We start from the raw sequence: 20,152 nt of genomic DNA on the forward strand, positions 1-20,152 counted from the left end.
AATGGACACTGAACAAGAAGAACTTTATGAAATTATCTTAAAATATTTTTAGGGTGTCCCAATGCGGAAGTCAAGAGTGATTTGAAAAACCAAACCATCAAAAACACTACAGAGCCAAATTTTTTATTTTGTTTAAACTTACTTCTTTCGAAACATAAATGAAAATTTTGGCGGTGCTCAAACCTCCTGTGAACCGCCTAAATCCAAGCTGACATTTATGCTTTATTCCAGATTGTTGACCCTTCGTTATATCAAAAGGTTTTACTTTAATACACCAACCTTCCCGATAGTGCCATATAAGTGTTGAAACTCATTTTCGATATCCTCTCACATAAAATGTTCTATTGGTAACCGGCTTATTATTTACTCCAGAATCTCTCATGGTTTCCACAATCAATGTAGGCTCCCAAGGTGATATTGTTGGGGCTTCCAACCACATAGTCTGTGTCATTTTAGATTCAATCCACTTACCGGTTTTTGGATGTTGATAAGGAATCAAGGTTGTTATCACTAATCTATTTTCCTGCCATCTTGTTTTTGAAATAGTGGGCCTCATACTACGTCCCATCGTATTATTATTTTCGGTAGTGGAGCCATCAAGCATATATCGGTACTTTATTAACGGTTGTATCTCTCTCGGAATAAATATCACGCGTTCAATTTCCAGTTGATCCGCTTGATGGATAATTGAAATTTCATCGCCCCAACCACTTCCCAAAGCAGGCACTTCAGGTTTTTCAATTCTATTTATTACTGAAACAGTATGCAATTCGGCAGTAGACCAACTACCGGTAAAGTCAGGATTGGGCAATGCCGTAAAGGTACTATCAACGGTATCTCTATCAGAACGTGTATAGGTAGGAATTAAACTTCCAGAGCCAACTTTTGGAGGTAAGTATGGATCGGCTTCATTGGCACTGGCAGACACTCTGGGATATTGCACGAGAGATAATTCATATTCATTCACAATGGAATCCATGACACCGATGACCCAGGGATAGTAGTCTTTTACATCTATTTCTTCTTGTGGATCTACTCTAAGATCGAATAGCCGTACCAAATTATCGGGGTCCGGGTCAGGTATTTCGGTTTTAAAATTGTACCACAACTTCCAATCATGCCATTTTACTGCCATTACTTCGCCTCTTTGATTCATAATAATGGCACTTTCACGATTTGAATTGTGTTGAATACCTTCCAAAAACGGCAGTTGGTTTACACCATCAACAATTCGATCATTAGTGTCTGTAGTAGGCACGTCAGCGGCCGCCATAATCGTAGTAAACAGGTCTACCACATGCACAATTTCGTTGGAAATCTGACCGGCCTTTATCCTCTTTGGCCAGCGAATAACGGCAGGTGTTCTAATGCCACCTTCCATGGCCGAATTGTAATAACCTCTCCACGGGCCTGAAGACCCTCTCCACGGCCTCCTCATTTCGGCACCATTGTCGGTACACCATATCACAAGCGTATTATTTTCAATATCCAATCTTTCCAGTTCTTTTAAGATTAAACCAACATTGTAGTCAACATCGGCCATAGAATCTCCCATGTCACCCGCACCGGTAGTGCCTTCCTTATCAGGATGGGGCAGCGACGGAAAATGAAGTTGAGTCATGGGGTAATACAAGAAAAAAGGTTTTTTATTTTTTGCGTTTTTTTGAATAAAACGGACTCCAAGCTCAGCTGTTTCACGATCAATAGTACGTCTTGCCAATAAATCAAACGGTTTTACCTTTTCCGATTTAGAACCTGCTTTCCCCTTCCATATATAGCTAACTTCATGGTTTTTTGGAAATCCTTCCATCGAAGAAAATTGCGATACATGTGTAGTGCCCGGAATACCATACCACTCATCAAAGCCTTGTTGTGTAGGCTCCCGTTTACCTCTCCAATCATCACCCCCAATATGCCATTTGCCATAAAGGGCAGTGGCATACCCAACAGATTTTAAACGTTCTGCTATTGTGTTTTCCCAAAGCGTGGCCCCTTTGTAATATTTATCGCAGGCCCGAGTGGCATATCGGCCGGTAAGCAATGCAATTCGAGAAGGTGTACAGGAATACTCGACATTAAAGTTAGTTAATCGAATGCCTTCTTCCCCAATGCCATCTATATTGGGTGTGGGTACGCCTCTAGCTCCTCCGAAAGAGCTAACCTCGCCAACTCCCAGATTATCGGGAAAAATGAGTATAATATTTGGTTTTTCCTGACTGTAAATTGGCCCAGCGATTTGTAAAAGCAAAAAAGAAAACGTGACAAATAAGGAATAGTTTTTCATTTTAATAATTTATAAGATTTCATTGTAGGTTTCCCTGCGGGTTATCATGAAGGTGCAGAACAGAGCCCGATAGCCTACTCGAATTACTGTGACTAAAAGTAACAATTATAAATAAACTAACAGCGCCCCCTGCATCAAACCGTACGTGAAGTTTTATTTTTCATAGTAGCAATGATTTATCTGTTTCGTTACGCATAACGCACAAAACAATAGACAGAAAAGAAAAGCAGGAACCCATTCCGCACTTTTCTATAAGCTATATTTATTTAGTTTAGCCAAAGTGATATTTAGTTCTTTCTCCATGCTTAATAGCTCTTCCTTATTGGCGTAAAAAAACATTAATTCATAATAATATTCAGAAATAGAAATCTCACCCTTTTGCATCCCTTTTTCTAACAAATCCAGAATGTTATTGGCCGAAATGCGTTGTTTAAAATCGGTTATACTATTTTGTAAAGCCGTTGCCTTGCCATGTAAAGTTTTCATTTCGTTATAAAACTGAACTTTGGCATCAGTTTCCATGCTGTTCACTGCCTCGGTTTTTAACCTGGCATATTTTACCGTGTTTTTATTTCCCCACAGAGGTATTGAAAGACCAAGTGTTACCCCATGAAATTGCTCACCCACTACTTTTTCGCTCATGTAACCTGTATTTATTTTCGGTAAATTTTGTGCTACCCGTAGTTGCTTTTCTTTCAAAGAGATGGCTATTTCCTGTTTTAGCCAATTAAGCATTGGATTATAGCTTGCAGCCTGTGTGTACCACTTTTCAAAATCAGGTTCAATAATATCTGCCACAAAAACACTATCGCTATAATCAAGCGTATTACCTCCATTTAACCATGCTAGCTGTTGTAATGCGGCATCACGCTCAATTTTGATTTGTTCCAATTGTTTTTCTGTATTTAACAGGCTTATTTGAGACTTGTTATATTCAAGAATAGTAGCATCACCAACTTCCATTTTCTTTTTGAAGGCATTCGCATTTTTTAAATCATTGTTAAAGCGTTTTTGATATTCAGCATACAAAGCGTTTAAATAAGTAAGCTCTGTGCAAAGAACTTTTGCGCCAAGCAAAACATCATACCGTTGCCTTTTATATTCCATTTCAACCTGTTCGTTTTTCAGGTTGGCAAGCTGCGATTTATACATATAAGCTGTCGGAAAATCGAATGATTGCGTGACCGATAAGTCGGTTCTGTTACCAATCTGGTCAGGGTTACCCCATAAATAGTTAAATCCCACTTCCGGATTTTCGGGTAATAGGCTTGTCTTATTACCTATTTTATCGGCATCGGCATTTTTACGATATGCTGCCAAGGTTGTATTGTTCTTTTCGATTTCAGCCAAAACCGAATCTATGCCGGCTTGGGAAAAGGCGGTGGAAACCGAAAGAATGAATATTAATGTTATATATATTTTACTCATTTCGATTCGTTTTTAATTAATCCTTTGTTGTTGAAGAACTGGTAAACCATTGGTACGATATAAATATTCAGGATGGTTGATGTAAGCAGGCCTCCTAAAATAACCTGTGCCATCGGGCTTTGAATTTCGTTACCGGGCTTATCGCCATTCATGGCCAATGGAATAAGAGCCAACGCAGCGGTAAGCGCCGTCATTAGGATTGGTAATAACCTGTCTTTAGAGCCATGTATCAATGTTTCATACAGCCGTTCTCCCTCTTGCTGTAAATGTTGGTAACGGGAAACCAGTAAAATTCCGTTTCGGGTAGCAATACCGAACAAGGTTATAAACCCGATTATTGCAGGGATGCTTAACATACCGGAAGTAATTACCACGGCTATAATCCCTCCGATAAGAGCAAGCGGTAAGTTTAGCAGAATAATTGCTGCCAGGTTGAAGTTTTTAAACTCCTGATAAAGCAACATAAAAATGATAAATATGGCAGCTATGGAAGTCAACATAAGCATACGAGATGCTTTTTGCTCACTTTCAAACTGACCTCCGTACTGGATATAGTAATTTTCAGGAAGCTTAATATTGTTGTTTATATTATTCTGAATATCTTCAACAACACCTCGTAAATCCCTTTCGGCAACGTTGGCAGAAATAACCAGCTTGCGCTGAACATTTTCCCTGCTAATGGAGTTTGGGCCGGTAGCCGAAACAATTTCAGCAACCTCACTCAATGGAATTTTACGACCATCATATGTATCAATCAAGGCATCCATAATACCAGATATTTTGTCGGTATAATCGGTACTAAATCGCAATATTAAATCAAACGTCTTTTGGCCCTCGTAAATATCAGCCACCTTTTCTCCTCCAAGCGCTATGTCAATAAACTCGTTAAACTCATGTATGCTTATTCCATAAAATGAAAGCATATTGCGGTTTGCACGAATTTGAATCTGAGGAATCTCAACCTGTTGTTCCACGCTAACGTCAACCAGACCTTCAATATCAATAATGGCGGATTTAATTTGGTTTCCGATAGTGAACATGCGGTTTAAATCGGTTCCGAACAATTTAATAGCAATGTTGGCACGCGTACCCGAAAGCATGTGGTCGATACGGTGTCCCAAAGGCTGGCCCACGGTATATGCTATGCCGGGAATGGAAGATAATTTAGCCCTTACTTCTCTTAAAAAATCTTCTAGTTCCCTTTCTTTTAGTGAAAAGTTAACATCTATCTCGGCACTATTTGTACTTTGGGAGTGGGTATCCAGTTCGCCCCGTCCTGTCCGTCTTGCGGTACTTGTAACATGAGGAATTGAAAGCATTTCATTTTCTACAAGGTTTCCCACACGGTTGCTCTCTTCAAGTGAGGTTCCCGGTTTTATCACAACAGAAAGGGTTAAAGCTCCCTCGTTAAACTCAGGCAGAAAGGTTCTTCCCAATCGCGAGAACATGACAAGGGAAATAATAAACAATCCCATAACCGGAAACACAACCCATTTTTTATGACCAAGCACCCATTTTAACGATTTCTCATATCCCTTAGCCAATTTCCCTGCCAGCCAACTATCCTTATCTCTTCCCGATAAGTATTTATCTCCTGACAGCATCATTTTAGCCAGTAGTGGCGTTAAAGTCATGGCAATTAGCAAGGACATAAAAAGAGATACGATATATGCTATACCCAAAGGTTTAAGCATTCTCCCCTCCATTCCTGACAGAAAGAACAGGGGCATAAAGGCAACTATAATAATTAGTGTTGCATTTAAAATAGATGCCCTTATTTCTTTTGAGGCTTCGTAAACCACCGTAAACGAATTTTGCCTGTCGCCGGGCGGTATTTTAAAATTCTGCTTTAAACGTTTATACACGTTCTCAACATCAATAATGGCATCGTCAACCAATGAACCGATAGCAATAGCCATACCTCCAAGGCTCATCGTATTAATGTTGAGACCTAAAAGCTGTAATACAATTACAGAACCTAATAACGACAAAGGAATTGCTAATAGTGAAATAATGGTGGTTCGAAAACTCCCCAAAAACAGGAATAAAATAATAATCACTAGTGCAGCTCCTTCCAGCAAGGCTTTTTGAACATTGTTTACCGATGTTTCAATAAAATCGGCCTGACGGAAAATCTTAGTATTTACAGTTACATCGGGCGGAAGTGTTGCTTTTATGGATTCAATCTTTTTTTCAATGTTTTCTGTTACCGCCAAAGTATTGGTGTTGGGCTGTTTAGATACAGATATTATGATGGCAGGTTTTGCGTTGTGGGCAGCATATCCCATTTTAACAGCACTTCCCAGTTTAACTTCTGCAACATCATTAACTCGAACGGGATTTCCGTTAACCGACTTAATATACGTATTCCCTAAATCATCAATTTTCGAGGTGCGGGCCATTCCTCTTACAACATATTCATTGCCATATTCACGTACTATTTTCCCCGAAGAATTTTGGCTCATTTCTTTACAGGCATCGGCCAGCTCCTGAACAGATACATCGTAATAGTTCATTTTCATTGGGTCGGCAAGAACCTGGTATTGTTTATAGTCTCCACCTACTATGGTAACCTGTGAAACTCCACCTGTAGCAAGAATTTGCGGTTGTAAATTCCATTCGGCAATGGTACGTAGTGTAGTAAGGTCTGTAGAATCCGCTTGCAAACTCAAAAAGAGAATTTCTCCCATGACACTCGATTGGGGAGCAAGTATTGGCTTTGCCACATTTTCAGGGATAACTTCCTGAATGGTCATTAGTTTTTCGCTCACCACCTGTCGTGCTTTATACACATCAGTTCCCCAATCAAAATCGACCCAAACGAAAGAAAAGCCCAGGGCAGACGTTGAACGAACACGTCTTACATCCATAGCTCCATTCACAGCTGTTTCAATGGGGTAGGTAACCAATCGTTCCACTTCCTCCGGAGCCATACCATGGGCATCGGTCATTACAATTACGGTAGGCGCGGTTAAATCGGGAAAAACATCGATATCCATATTGGTTGCTGTCCGTAATCCGAAAACCACAAGTACCACCGAACCCAAAAGAATCAGAAACTTATTATTCAGTGAAAATCTTATAATATTATTTATCATTGTTTACTCTTATAATGATTAAAATGGAAAGCATTGTTTTAATGTACGTGACCTGCATGAGGGTCAAGTACAGAAGATGCCTGAGCCAGCTTTATTTGCATTGCGCCACGCGTTACTATTCTTTCAGTGGCTCTTATTTCGGAAATCACTTCGGATCTAATTCCATCTGTTCCGCCAAGTTTTACTTCACGCAACTCGAATAATTCAGGGCTGCGCTGCACAAAAACATAGAAAACACCTTGTTCTTCCAAAATTGCGCTATTGGGAATTGTCATGGCTTTGGTATTGGTTACCGTTTTTAAATATACTTCTGTCAGTGTTCCGGGGGCAAAACCTGCTTTATTGGCAATTTGCAGATGTACAGGAATCATAAAAGAATTGTTGGATGCCGATTTACCATAAGACAGCACCTTTCCATTTAATTCATCAAAAGTGTAAGTCTTATTGTTGTGCAAGGTTTTAATATTGGCAGAAACAACAGAAGGCAAATACTCCAGATACTTCTGTTGTACCTGAGCGGTTAAAATCAGGTTTTTATTTTGAGATAGGGACACAAGCGCTTGCCCTTCTTCGACATATTGACCATTTGCCACATAGATATTTTTAACGTAGCCGTTCAAATGGCTTTTAACGAATTGGCCTTCCGAACTGAAATTCCTCATAAGATTATTATAAATTGCTTCTGTTGTTTCAAACTCCTTTTTAGCTTCAAGAAATTCTGATTCAGTTATCAATTTATCTTTCACCAAGTCCGATACCCGTGCATAGTTTGCTTTAGCCGTTTCGTAATTGCTTTTTGCTCCTGCAAGACGTACAGCGATATTTTTTTCAGCTAATGCCCCTGATGATAACGTTAGCAGCGTTTGTCCCTGTGTTATATTCTTACCTTCAAGCAAGCTGTTATCCGAAAAAACAACTATCCCGGCAGCTTTTGCTGTAAGTACCGATTCTTCCCCTCTGGCAGGTTCAATTTTGGCAACTGTTTTAATTACCTGTCCGAATGCGGTTACTATTGGAAGCTCTGTGGCAAAATCTATTTTCCAAGATTGTTCTTTTGTAAATGCAATCGTGTTGGTAGGCGAAACAGCATTCATTTCAGAAGCGTCATGAGCTTCTCTTTCACCAGCAAAAACAGTTACTTGTGGAACTGTTATTTCTGAATATCCTGTTTCTGTTTTAATTTTAAATATAAGTGCTCCGGTTCCCATTGTATTGGGTTCAATATCGAAGCTATAAATCCCTTTACGGGTGGGTTTGTCAAGGGTCTGTTTTGTTTCTTTGCCATTTACCAAAAGAATAATGGTGATACTGCCTTTCTCAACCGCTTTAAAGTCGGGTAAAACAGAGAAGTGCGAAAGCACATTGGCTTTCTTTCCGGCAATAAAGGCATCGGCTTCTGCAAATAATTCAAAGCTTTTACCATATGCAGTATATTGAAATTTTACTTCTTCGTTTTCATCGTGTCCTTCTTCATTAGAATGATTGTGTGCTTCATGGTCATGCCCTTCGTGGCTATTACTTTGATTACATGCTACATAAATTAAACTCAGCAATGCAATAGCTAATATTTTCAGCTTCATTTTTCCGTTGTATATAATTTAAAAATCGAATTCATATTTTGCGAATAGCAAAACCTTTCGGCATTATCCGCCAAATAACAGCATATGTTTTTACAAGCCAATCAGGTAAAAAGGCTTAAAACATTCTGAAAAAAACAAATTGACTTTTAACAAACAGGAGGTGCTCTCAGACCTTGTGAAGAAACCAATAACCTTGAATACAATGGAATGCTTTCTGCTATACCATATACAGGATTGGTGAAGAAATTACGGTGTAAGGAAAATCTAAAATCACCGAACGTAAAGAAAAGGGAAATTAAAGAAACCACCTCACCCGACAATTCGTTATTACTTACCGAATTCCCTGGAATTAAAATGGCCTGACCTAAACTGCAAGCTGTAGTTTCGGAGGATTCACCCTCTTCGCAACAGATAGGCGAACATTCAATATGGTTATGACCTTCTTGATGAGTACAATCAACGATGAGTGCAATAGTATTGTCAACATGATGATGGTGAGGAATAACAGCATGAACCCACAAAACCAGGTTGGCTAACAATACAAATATGAATGCTGTTTTATTTCTCATCATTTATCCTGTACTTTACTTTAAGTTACAAATTTACAAAAAAGTTTTGCAATAGTACGGATAAATGGTGGGTTGCGTGACGGCAAAAAAACAGCTCTTTTGCAAACTTATTGCGATAAGAAAGAGAGCAGAATCAAGCTTGCTTGAATTATGCCGAACGGAGCAATGATCTTTAAACAATTATTTAGGTAGGGTTTACACCTACCGGATTACCACAGCTTTGTGGCACACCAACACTAGATTGTATGAGTAGTGACAGATTGCGTAGAACTTTCCTGTCAAACCGCTACACAGCTTGAGCGGGTTACAAGCCTTGATATTTAGCACTTTCCCTGCCATTCCAATATACCAAATGTTAGGGGCTGGGATTTAGAATTTATACTTTAAACCTATCCGCATAATTTGAGTTTCATAATAATTCTCATAATCTGCCGTAAATCCTTCCCCATCTATTTCCTGCTGAAGACCGAATTGATTAAGAATATCAGTAAATGCATAAGATAATTCACCTTTTCCTTGCCACAGTTTCTTGTTCATACCAATATCAATTGAACTTCGGGACAATTGTTTTCCTTGTGGAATGTTTTTAGGGGCTAAATACAATGCCGTTAACTGAAATTGAAATTCTTTTGGTAAAGTAATGGTATTAATAATTTTAAAATCCCAAGTATTATCAGTGGTCTGTTCTACATTAAAAGCGTGTTCATAAGGGAATAAAAGAGTTCCTGTGTAGGCTTGTATTTTGTTTTGATACCTATTAAAATTCCCTGACAATTCGTAGAAGTCCGAAATTTTCTGACTAAAAACTAATTCAAATCCCAAATTCGCTGATTCTCCTGTATTAGCGTAGCTTTTTAGAATCACATCATATTCGGGTCTGCTCGTGTCCACTGTGTAAACCCTCATATATGGGTCGGTAATGAACCTGTAATAACCCGAAAGGAACAAGGAACCTTTCTTCCAATTTGTTTTATAACCGATTTCTGCTGATTGTGTATACTGAGGTCGTAAGTATGGATTGCCTACTTTGACCAATTCATGGTCGTCTGATTTAGCATACATACGCAGTTCCGGTTCGCCCGGACGGTCAATTCGCTGATTAAAGAAAATCGAAATTCTATTGTTTTCATTAAGTTTATAGCTTAATCGTATGTTGGGGAAAAGTTTAAAGTAATCGTATTTATCATTCTGGGTGTAATAAATGTTTTCCTCATCCATATCATAAAAGACGGAGGTGTACTCAGCCCTTATTCCGGCTTCTACCGAATATTTTATTTTCTCGTGTACCCAGTTGATGTATCCGGCATATATAGACTCGCCCCATTTTGTCCAACTCCCCAATCCGGGATATAAAATGGAGTTTTCACCCCTTTCTTGTTCGTAATCTACAGGCAGGTTCCTTATCTGAACTTTTGCCCCACTTTCAACACGCCCGGCCGATAAGGGTTTGGTATAATCAACATTCAGGCTTGTTGTATGCTCTGTACCTAAAACACTGGTAATATCTCTGCCATTTGGTCTAATAGAAGAGCTGTCGTTTACATAATAGGTTTCGTCTTCCCAACCTTTTGAATACTGAGCATGTGCATGAAGTTCGTGTCCGGTTTGTTTGAATTTATGCGTATAGTTTAACAGGTAATTCATGTAGCCTGTTATTTCTTCTTCATTCCAGTTTATATAGCGGTTTCTGGTATCCGTCATTAAATCGATATAGGGAACTTGGGCTGAATCGACATGTGATTCCCAATCGTAGATTCCTGAAAGCGATAAAATATTTTGCTCGTTAAACTGATAGTCTATGCCGCCTTTAACGATGTAGTGCGTTTGTTTTCTGTTTTCAGGAACCTGCGAGGCTATAATTCTTCCATCGTCGTAATACCGTGTCGTAAATTCATTATTGGGTAATTTCTTCTGATGAAGCACCTCCGATTGTATAAAAACACTAAGTTTTTTTGCTTTGTAGTTTAAATCAAGACTGGGAATATATTTTGGGGTAGGAGAAAAACTACCCAAATCCGTTGGTAAATCTGCCTTAGGTTTAGTAAGTGCTCCTAATCCGTACGCAAAACCAATACTTCCGTGTAAACCGTTTTGCTTTTCCTTTTTGTATACGATGTTAATTATACCAGCCATGCCTGCTGCATCGTATTTTGCCGACGGGTTATTAATTATCTCAATCCTTTCTACATTGGAAGCTGGAATATTGTCCAATCCTTTTTGATTGCCATATCCTGTCAGGCTCGATTGTTTCCCGTCTATTAAAATAATTACCTTGTCGCTACCTCTTAAAATTACCTTTCCCTCCTGGTCGAACGAAACACTTGGCATCGCCTTCATCGCATCCATAACTGAACCTCCCGATTGTGCCATATTACTGTTCATACTGTACGACTTTTTATCCAATCCACCATTTATCTCGCTTCTTTCACCGCTAATAGTCACTTCGTCCAGTTGAGTTGTATTGACTTCTAGTTCTACCTTGCCAATATCATAGAACTGATTTAGTGTCCCTATTAAAATATCAGATTGATAGGTATTATAACCCAGATATGAAACTTGTATTTTATATTTTCCAGACATTAAGCCATTTACCGTAAAACATCCGTCTTCTTTGCTCATGGATGCATTTTTAATATTTTCATTGGATAGAATAGCAACTGTTGCAAATGGAATCACTTCTTTTGTTTCTTTGTCAAGGATTTGCCCTGATATGGTAGCGCTTGATTGTGCATAAATCTTGAAACCTGCAATAAGGATTATTGCAAAAAGCAGCATATTTCTCTTCATATTATATCTAAAAAAAAATTAGGTGACAAATGTAATATTTTATTCACTGTTTGGTTTTTATCCTTGGCCACAGCAATGGCCGGACAAATCGTAAGCGATTTTCAAAATAAATGAAGTAAAAAGCAACGGTATCCGTTCTCGCCGAGTTATCCCATTGGTAATCTGGCCATTTTACAATAAAATTCAAACAATCGCCCCAATATACTTCCCTTACTGTATATCAACAATCGACATATAGTGAAAGCACGGGTGTTATTAGCTACCACATCGAATTCGAGTATTGAAATAGCTGAAGCATGCGGTTATAAAAGCCATGCTTGTTTCTGGAATATTTTAACACATTGGTCAATCTCCCGGGGAATATAGTAATAATCCTGTTTGATTATTTGTGTTGAAATAAATTATTCTCCGGAAATCAAAAGTCAAAACTACTACCATCCGCAACAGCACTAAAGTTTATGGAATCATAGATGTGATTCTTTAGCATGATCTCTTCCATTACATTTCTAAAGAATCAACGGTATATCAAATTTTACTTTCATCCTACGGAATTCCAAGTGTCATAAATCCGACTATCATTTTTCGGACAAAATTAAGCTAATTTCACGAATCAAACTCCAACTGTTCCAAAGTACAGAACTTTGGAACAGTTTCGGTAATGCTTATTCAATACCCTACCATTGAAGCAGTTGCTTCCCCTTTCCAAACCTGAAAGTGGACTCCAAAAGCCAGGTTCAGTCCTCTGCTGTTCCACACATCCAAAGAATTAATGTTATCGGTCACCAAATATACCTGCATGCTTTTGGCTTTATACTGAAAGCCGAACCCAAAATTATACAACGAAAAATTACTGTACGATACCGTTCCCGTAAGGCCTATTCTCTTTATGGGCATCCATGTTGCCCCAAGTGTACCTTTGGCCACATACCCGTTTTTGTAAATATGTGAATTAAACAATCCGTTAAAGCTAAGTTTATCCGAATATCGATACGAGGCGCCCAGATAGGTTTTAGGTACCAGGTTTGTTCTATAATCTTTACTGTACGAATCCGGAATTACGGTCGAGGATAAGGTATCGGCATATTGCTTAAGATAGTCCACAAAATCAAAATCATCTTCGTTGACAATATATGGCGAAAAATACGCTCCACTAAATTTAAATTCGTCATTTGAAATCAGTTGCTGGGCACTTTTACCCCATTTAATAAAGCCCAAATCAACCATCGAAGCATAAATATCCATTTTATCGCTTAGGCTATAAGTGATGCCCACATCCAAGGCCACTCCAAAATTCTTAAATCCAAACGCTTCTTTCCCGTATAGAAAATCGTCCACCTGTATTTGGGTATTAAACACCCTTTTTAACTTATCTGCCTCAAACAAGGTGCCCGACGTGTTCATGGAGATATCGGTCTTGAGTATCGACTCCGAAAAGTCATCACTTGTTTCAATGGAAGCCAGAAAGTGATTTGTTTTAATGGACGACAAACCCATCAAAGCCTTTATATGGGCGCCATAAGTAAATTTATCGTTTACTTTTTTAGAAGCTCCAAAGGAAAACTCGGTATAGCTTTGTTCTTTAAAATTATAGTTGTTCAAATCGATAGTCCTGGGCGAGTTGGTTTCCAGGTTGGCATTGCCAAAGCGTAATTTACTGATGCTGCCCGGGTACATAAGGTAAGAGTCGTTTTTAAGGGATGCCGAGAAGTTCAAATACCATTTGTCGTTCAGTTTTAAGCCCACAAATATTGGAGAAACACTACCACCCACATATAAAAAGTTTTTATCTCTGAGTTTTTTATCGATAGACTCAAAATCCCAATATACCTCCGAAACCCCATCCACGGTTTTGCGGGTCAACAAATCGCTGAAGGTGAGCGAGGAGTTATCGAAGAATGAACTTGCCGACAATCCCACAATAAGCACTGAGGCATCATTTTGAAAGGCCGGATTCACCATGTTTTTCTGTGGATGGATGTCCATAAAATACAAGGTTCTGTCCTGGGCGTTTAAAGCCAGGCACAAACCACTGGTGCCTAATATTAGCAACCATATGGCAATCCCAAGAAATTTAGTTTTCATTACCCGACTGAACATGAAGGCTGGTTAAGATAGTTAAACTAATATCAAGTTTGTGTTCGTTACGGAAAACAACGATTTTTTCTTCTTCGGCGTTGGCCGTTTTAAAAGTGGCCACGGTAATCGTTTTCCGGGTATCATATAATTTTTCGATCTGCTCCTGGTTTTTACTTGAGTAAAATGTGGTCTTCACAGGATTACTTGCGTTATCGGACCCCCTTATTTCAGCAGGATTATCAAACAGGCTATCGATAAGCATGTTGTTGCGGTCGTAAAAATATGATTGAATATTCAACACAAAAGGGAAATTATTGGAAATATCCGTTTTAATAGAAGTCATTAGGGCATCAAAACCCAAATCTTCCAATGGTTCGAACACCTTGCTAACGATAGTGTCTCTAATCACAATTTCCGATATCCTTGCTTCAAATGGAAGATCTATATCCAACGTAATGTCCAGCGAGTCTTCGTCCCGTATGTAATTTTTTTGGGTGGGATTATTGGGGTTGGTGATCAAAAAACCTTCTATATCGAGCCATTCAGCCCCCTTGCCCAACAACTCATCAATATTGGTTGAAGGGTCGATCGTAATGGTTGACACGGCACCGTCCGAAACACCTTCCGCATTGGAAGTCCCTATATAAATCACATCGGGAATCCCCGTAACCTCTTCAATACTTCCGTCGTCCAGTTCCATCAAAGCTTTTTTAATGTTATATGCAAATGGCAGGTCGAAACTGTTACGCGTGTGCAATTTTATATCCGGTCGTTTAAAATCCATTGATATATCCTGATCTTGCAAAATGCTTCCCGGCATAGATATTTCCTGCGGCCCTATATTAGGTATGGTGTCGTACCCGAACGCGCCATAAATATAGTCCAGGTCAACCTTTTCCATCTGGAACTTTATTTTAGGATCAACATCGGTATAGTCTTCCAGGCTTTCAATATAAAAATCGAAATGTATCAGAAAGTATTCACGGTTTCTTCTTTTTAAAACCTGGATTTTATGGTTGGACAAATCCAGATCAATAGAATTCTTTTCGCGAGAGGGCACAAATTTTTCTACTTTCAGCACCTCCCCTTTTTCGTCCGTAATACCCGGGAAAGAGATAGTAAATTCGGAGTAAAACTGATCGTATGTATTAAATTCCAGTTTAAATATACCGTTATCGAGCTTTAACGAATCCAACTGTTTGGTATCGAATCCATCGCCCCAAAATGTGTTTAATTGGAAGCCAAAATCAAAATCCCCTTCAACGTAGAAATTGGATATAGCCGGAAAACCCGTAGAATCGGCAAACACCGAATCTGCTATATTTATCATGGAATCGAGACGGAGGGTATTGTATTTTTGGGTCATCCGCATTTTTAGAATGCCATCTTCACCGGGCATCAGTTCCACCACTGGTTTTGGCATGCCTTGCACCATTGGTTCCACGTCAATCTTTATGACTTCATCAATGTACAAGCTGACATCCGCCACACGAAGCCCCAAGTCGGTTACAAAATCAACCTTGGCGCTATTTAAATCGTCCAGCAAATTTTGGCATGCACCCATCCCCAGCAAGATTGTGATAAGAAGGAATATGCTTTTTTTCTTGCGTTTGCGTAAAATCATATATGTGTTGGATTGTTTATTTATGTCCCAATATACACTATTGGACAATACTTTACAACATCCTTTGACAAAATAAAGCGATATTAATACTAACCTGAACGATTCATAATTTATAGAAATAATGCATAAAATTCAGCACCTGTCCGGCATAATTGCGGGAATAGTCCCGTCCCGGATAACCTACCTAAATAAATCCGGAACGATCTGTTACGAAGGATTTCGGGAGTTTTTCCCGAACTTGATTCTGGGAAACGTAATAAAAAATCAGGTCTAGTCGCTGTCGGATACAGAAATGATTTTTGAAACATCGTTCGGTGCAGCCAGCTATTTGGGTCTAGAACAATTATAACGCTTAAATCAAACGATCATCTGGGATCTGGCATTAGGCATTTTAAACTCCTTAGCGTAAGCAGGCACCAACGGTCCCGATTGCTATCAGCACAGAAAAACTTACATGGCTGTATTTAAGTAAGGTTTCGAATTTGATCATCGAGTTGGCATTTAGATGATGTCTAATGACTATTTTGGGATAATTTATCCCTTGTCAGCGAAACAAGGGCAACACGCTTATCAGTAATAAAAACATGATTTCAAAATATTTTTTATGGAATCGAAGCCCACCAGAAACAGTTGACCGAATACTGCACTTTTGTCACAAAAACATGACAGGATTATATTGAATTTCTTTCTTCCCGTGTCAATATTTCATCAAACTGACATAAATGCCACGTGGCACAGCATTTGAAACAATGCTGATCGAGTTCACACATAGACAATTTAAAAATCTTATAATAAATTAAATAAAAATGGGAAAAATAATTGGAATCGACTTAGGTACAACCAACTCTTGTGTTTCCGTGATGGAAGGAAGCGAGCCGGTTGTAATTCCAAATAGCGAAGGTAAAAGAACCACACCATCAATTGTTGCATTTATTGATGGAGGAGAGAGAAAAGTAGGTGATCCTGCAAAACGTCAGGCTATTACAAACCCTGCTCACACCGTATATTCTATCAAGCGTTTTATCGGTGACAACTATGACGAAATTCCTAAGGAAGTTTCTCGTGTACCATATAAAGTAATCAAAGGCGATAACAATACCCCACGTGTTGTTATTGGAGATAGAAAATATTCCCCACAGGAAATCTCCGCCATGATTCTTCAAAAAATGAAGAAGACTGCCGAAGATTATCTTGGACAAGAAGTAACCGAGGCGGTAATTACTGTTCCTGCTTACTTTAACGACGCACAACGTCAAGCTACCAAAGAAGCTGGTGAAATAGCTGGTTTAACGGTGAAACGTATCATCAATGAACCCACTGCTGCATCTTTGGCATATGGCCTTGACAAGATGGACAAGGACATGAAGATCGCCGTGTTCGACCTTGGTGGTGGTACTTTTGATATTTCCGTTCTTGAGTTAGGCGATGGTGTATTCGAAGTAAAATCTACCAACGGTGATACTCACCTGGGCGGCGACGACTTTGACGATGTGATCATTAACTGGTTGGCAGATGAATTTTTAAAAGAGGAAGGCATTGATTTACGCAAAGACCCAATGGCGCACCAGCGTTTGAAAGATGCAGCCGAAAAAGCGAAGATTGAGCTTTCGAGCAGCAACTCAACTGAAATCAACCTGCCATATATTATGCCTGTCGACGGTATTCCAAAGCACTTGGTGAAAACATTAAGCCGTGCTCAATTCGAGCAATTGGCCGACAAATTAATACAGGCTACTTTGGCGCCATGTAAGGAAGCGTTATCTGATGCAGGAATGTCTCCGTCCGATATTGACGAAGTAATCCTGGTGGGTGGTTCAACCCGTATCCCTGCAATCCAGGAAATTGTGAAAAGTTTCTTCGGGAAAGAAGCTTCCAAAGGTGTGAACCCGGATGAAGTTGTAGCAGTAGGTGCCGCTATCCAGGGAGGTGTATTGACCGGTGAAGTTAAGGATGTATTGTTATTGGACGTTACGCCGCTTTCGTTAGGTATTGAAACCATGGGTGGTGTCATGACCAAGCTGATCGAATCCAACACTACTATACCGACCAAGAAATCGGAAACATTTACAACAGCTGCTGACAACCAGCCTTCGGTAGAGATTCACGTCTTACAGGGCGAACGTCCGATGGCTAACCAAAACAAAACAATTGGTCGTTTCCACTTAGACGGAATTCCACCAGCACAGCGTGGGATACCTCAAATCGAAGTGTCTTTTGACATTGATGCAAATGGTATTCTTCATGTAACAGCTAAAGATAAATCAACCGGTAAAGAGCAAAGCATCCGTATCGAAGCTTCTTCCGGCTTGAGCGATGACGAAATCAAGCGTATGAAGGACGAGGCCGCTGCCAATGCAGAGGCTGACAAGCAAGCTAAAGAGAAGATTGACAAGATGAACGGGGCCGACAGCCTTATCTTCCAAACCGAAAAGCAATTAAAAGAGTTTGGTGATAAGTTACCTGCTGACAAAAAGGCGCCCATTGAAGCTGCGCTTGAAAAATTAAAAACTGCTCACAAAGCTGAAGATTTGGCCGGTATTGATGCTGCAACTACAGAGTTGAACACAGTATTCCAGGCTGCTTCGCAGGAGATGTACAACGCTAGCCAAGCTGATGGTGGTGCTCAACCAGGAGGTGCTCAACCAGGACCTGATGGAGGACAACAAGCACAAGGCAGCAAAGCTAAAAGTGGCGACGACGAAGTGACTGATGTAGATTTTGAAGAAGTCAAATAAATAGCGATTATTAACAATAATCAATAATTAGCAAAACGCAGTAAATCATTGATTTACTGCGTTTTTTTGTTTGTGAGAAATTATTTATTTAAATAGTTTCTTATTATTTTCCGTCATACATAAGTACCATATTTGTTACGCACGTTATTGATGTTAATGTGCGTGTTAAACAGTCTTATTAGGTCATATAGATGCTTATTTTATATAACGAAGCTAAAAACTGACGAAAGCATGGCGAAAAGTCAATTGAAATTACCAAAGATTTGTGAGCAATGTGGCCTATTTTTCCGCTCATTATTTATTCCAATTCCTTTTGAAAATCTTCCAGAAATATCAGATCGGTTGCTTAAGGGTGTGAAATGTGACCTATGCTGAATAATTGAATGAAAAAAATATACATAACTAAAACCGTGTTCTTAGAAAATCCCTAATATAAATATGGTCAACCCCATCATAACCATCTCCAGCCAATTTATCCATAGAAACTACCACCTTAGGATGGTTGTCATCAATTTTCAAGAGGTTCCCAAACTCACGCTTAACCGTTTCCTCCTTTTCTAGTAGATATGAAACCTGTACATATTTCTTATTATTGCTTCTTTCACAAACAAAATCAATCACCTGCGCATTCAACACGCCTACTTTTACTGAATAACCGCAAAACAACAGATGATTGTATACCAAATTTTCAAGAATCTTAGCAATATCATTGGTTTTATAACCCACTATCGCATTTCTGATTCCAATATTTTCAAAGAAATATTTGTCTCCTATCTCAAAGATTCGTTTCCCTACTATATCGTACCGCCTTGCTGGTAAAATAATAAACGCACTCGACAAATATTTGATATAATTCTGAATTTGTACAGAAGATATATTTACTTTTTGCGATTTTAGAAAGTCACTAATTTTTTTTGCGGAAAAAAGACTACCTACATTATCTGCTAAAAATATAACCAAACGTTCAAGAAACTGGGTATTCCTCAGATTAAACCGACTCACCACATCTCGATATATAATAGTACTATATATATTTTTAAGATATTCAAAAATAACATCGTCATTAAGCGGTAAGTTGGTTATGTATGGAAGTCCTCCATACTTCATAAACAATGCTAAACTATCATCTGAATCATCTAGTGAATGAAACTTCAGAAACTCAAGGTAGGACAAACTATAGACGCTAATCTCAATATATCTCCCACTTAAAGTAGTTGCCAGTTCTCCGGAAAGCATCTTGGCATTACTTCCTGTAATATAAATATCAATATTTTCATTCAGAGCTAAAGAGCGCAAGGCTGCTTCGAAATCTTCAACGTCCTGAATCTCATCTACAAACAAATAGTTGGGATTTGATGATGATAGATGCTCAATCACATAATTATTTAAATCCTTTGCGGTTTTAATGAAATCAAAAGCCAAATCCTCCAGATTTATATAGATTATATTGGCGTTATCATATCTTTTTGAAATAAGATTTATTAGCTGAAATAGAAGATAAGATTTACCAACCCTTCTTTGTCCTGTTAACACCTTTATTAAAGAAGTATTTATGAAGGGATCAATTTTAGATATATAATCTTCTCTTGAAATGATATTTTTGGGAATATTCACAGCAAACAATGTTTTAAGTATACCTTAACTATTTGCATATATAATACATTATTTAAACTATACTTTAAACTTTTTCTGTAAAATTTAATCATATTTTAATAAGATAATTCAGTTATCTTTTTAATTGATTCAATTGTGATTGCCCTCTTTTGTGCGGAATTGTTTTTATGGTATACAGTTACGCAACTCTAAAAATATAGATGTCAAAATAATGAATTAATACTTTATCCCTTATTAAGTCTACATTGGTTCAATTCTTTGATAATTGAGGAACTTATAAAGAAGAGTACATTTGTTCCATATTTGTTTCATATAATTATAAAGCTCTGATAATAAGCAGCGGTTAATTTTGAAGAG

10 protein-coding genes are annotated in these 20,152 nt (G+C 38.6%); 1 reads left to right on the top strand and 9 read right to left on the bottom strand.

What is annotated here, in order from left to right; all coding sequences use genetic code 11:
* Nucleotides 1-310: 310 nt before the first annotated feature.
* The 8 genes from ACRD64_RS21220 to ACRD64_RS21255 all read right to left on the bottom strand — a co-directional run bounded on the left by ACRD64_RS21220 (nucleotide 311) and on the right by ACRD64_RS21255 (nucleotide 15,386).
* Complete coding sequence (locus ACRD64_RS21220; protein WP_430935841.1) at nucleotides 311-2,284, bottom strand: sulfatase-like hydrolase/transferase; 1,974 nt, start codon at nucleotides 2,282-2,284, stop codon at nucleotides 311-313.
* A gap of 249 nt (nucleotides 2,285-2,533) precedes the next feature.
* Complete coding sequence (locus ACRD64_RS21225; protein WP_430935843.1) at nucleotides 2,534-3,712, bottom strand: TolC family protein; 1,179 nt, start codon at nucleotides 3,710-3,712, stop codon at nucleotides 2,534-2,536.
* On the bottom strand, nucleotides 3,709-6,810 hold the full coding sequence (locus ACRD64_RS21230) for an efflux RND transporter permease subunit (RefSeq protein ID WP_430935845.1): 3,102 nt from the start codon (nucleotides 6,808-6,810) through the stop codon (nucleotides 3,709-3,711). The genes ACRD64_RS21225 and ACRD64_RS21230 overlap by 4 nt, the downstream gene beginning before the upstream one ends.
* Nucleotides 6,811-6,848: 38 nt before the next feature.
* Nucleotides 6,849-8,390, bottom strand: coding sequence for an efflux RND transporter periplasmic adaptor subunit (locus ACRD64_RS21235; RefSeq protein ID WP_430935847.1), 1,542 nt, complete (start codon nucleotides 8,388-8,390; stop codon nucleotides 6,849-6,851).
* A gap of 146 nt (nucleotides 8,391-8,536) precedes the next feature.
* Complete coding sequence (locus ACRD64_RS21240; RefSeq protein ID WP_430935849.1) at nucleotides 8,537-8,962, bottom strand: DUF6769 family protein; 426 nt, start codon at nucleotides 8,960-8,962, stop codon at nucleotides 8,537-8,539.
* Between the two features lie 366 nt (nucleotides 8,963-9,328).
* Nucleotides 9,329-11,746: a TonB-dependent receptor domain-containing protein gene (locus ACRD64_RS21245; RefSeq protein ID WP_430935851.1), complete on the bottom strand. Its 2,418-nt coding sequence runs from the start codon at nucleotides 11,744-11,746 to the stop codon at nucleotides 9,329-9,331.
* A 666-nt stretch (nucleotides 11,747-12,412) separates the two neighbouring features.
* Nucleotides 12,413-13,828: a DUF5723 family protein gene (locus tag ACRD64_RS21250; RefSeq protein WP_430935853.1), complete on the bottom strand. Its 1,416-nt coding sequence runs from the start codon at nucleotides 13,826-13,828 to the stop codon at nucleotides 12,413-12,415.
* The gene (locus ACRD64_RS21255; RefSeq protein WP_430935855.1) at nucleotides 13,818-15,386 is read right to left on the bottom strand and encodes a hypothetical protein; all 1,569 of its coding nucleotides are present in this window, start codon (nucleotides 15,384-15,386) and stop codon (nucleotides 13,818-13,820) included. Before ACRD64_RS21255 ends, ACRD64_RS21250 begins: the two co-directional genes overlap by 11 nt.
* 866 nt (nucleotides 15,387-16,252) lie before the next feature.
* On the opposite strand from ACRD64_RS21255, the gene dnaK reads away from it, so the two are divergent.
* Nucleotides 16,253-18,181 (top strand): molecular chaperone DnaK, encoded by a 1,929-nt coding sequence (dnaK, locus tag ACRD64_RS21260; RefSeq protein ID WP_430935857.1) that lies wholly within the window; start codon nucleotides 16,253-16,255, stop codon nucleotides 18,179-18,181.
* Between the two features lie 402 nt (nucleotides 18,182-18,583).
* On the opposite strand, the gene ACRD64_RS21265 is transcribed toward dnaK, so the two are convergent.
* The gene (locus ACRD64_RS21265; RefSeq protein ID WP_430935859.1) at nucleotides 18,584-19,795 is read right to left on the bottom strand and encodes an ATP-binding protein; all 1,212 of its coding nucleotides are present in this window, start codon (nucleotides 19,793-19,795) and stop codon (nucleotides 18,584-18,586) included.
* Between the last annotated feature and the right edge of the window lie 357 nt (nucleotides 19,796-20,152).

It is taken from the genome of Saccharicrinis sp. 156 (genome assembly GCF_050589685.1).
Classification (GTDB): Bacteria; Bacteroidota; Bacteroidia; order Bacteroidales; family Marinilabiliaceae; genus Saccharicrinis.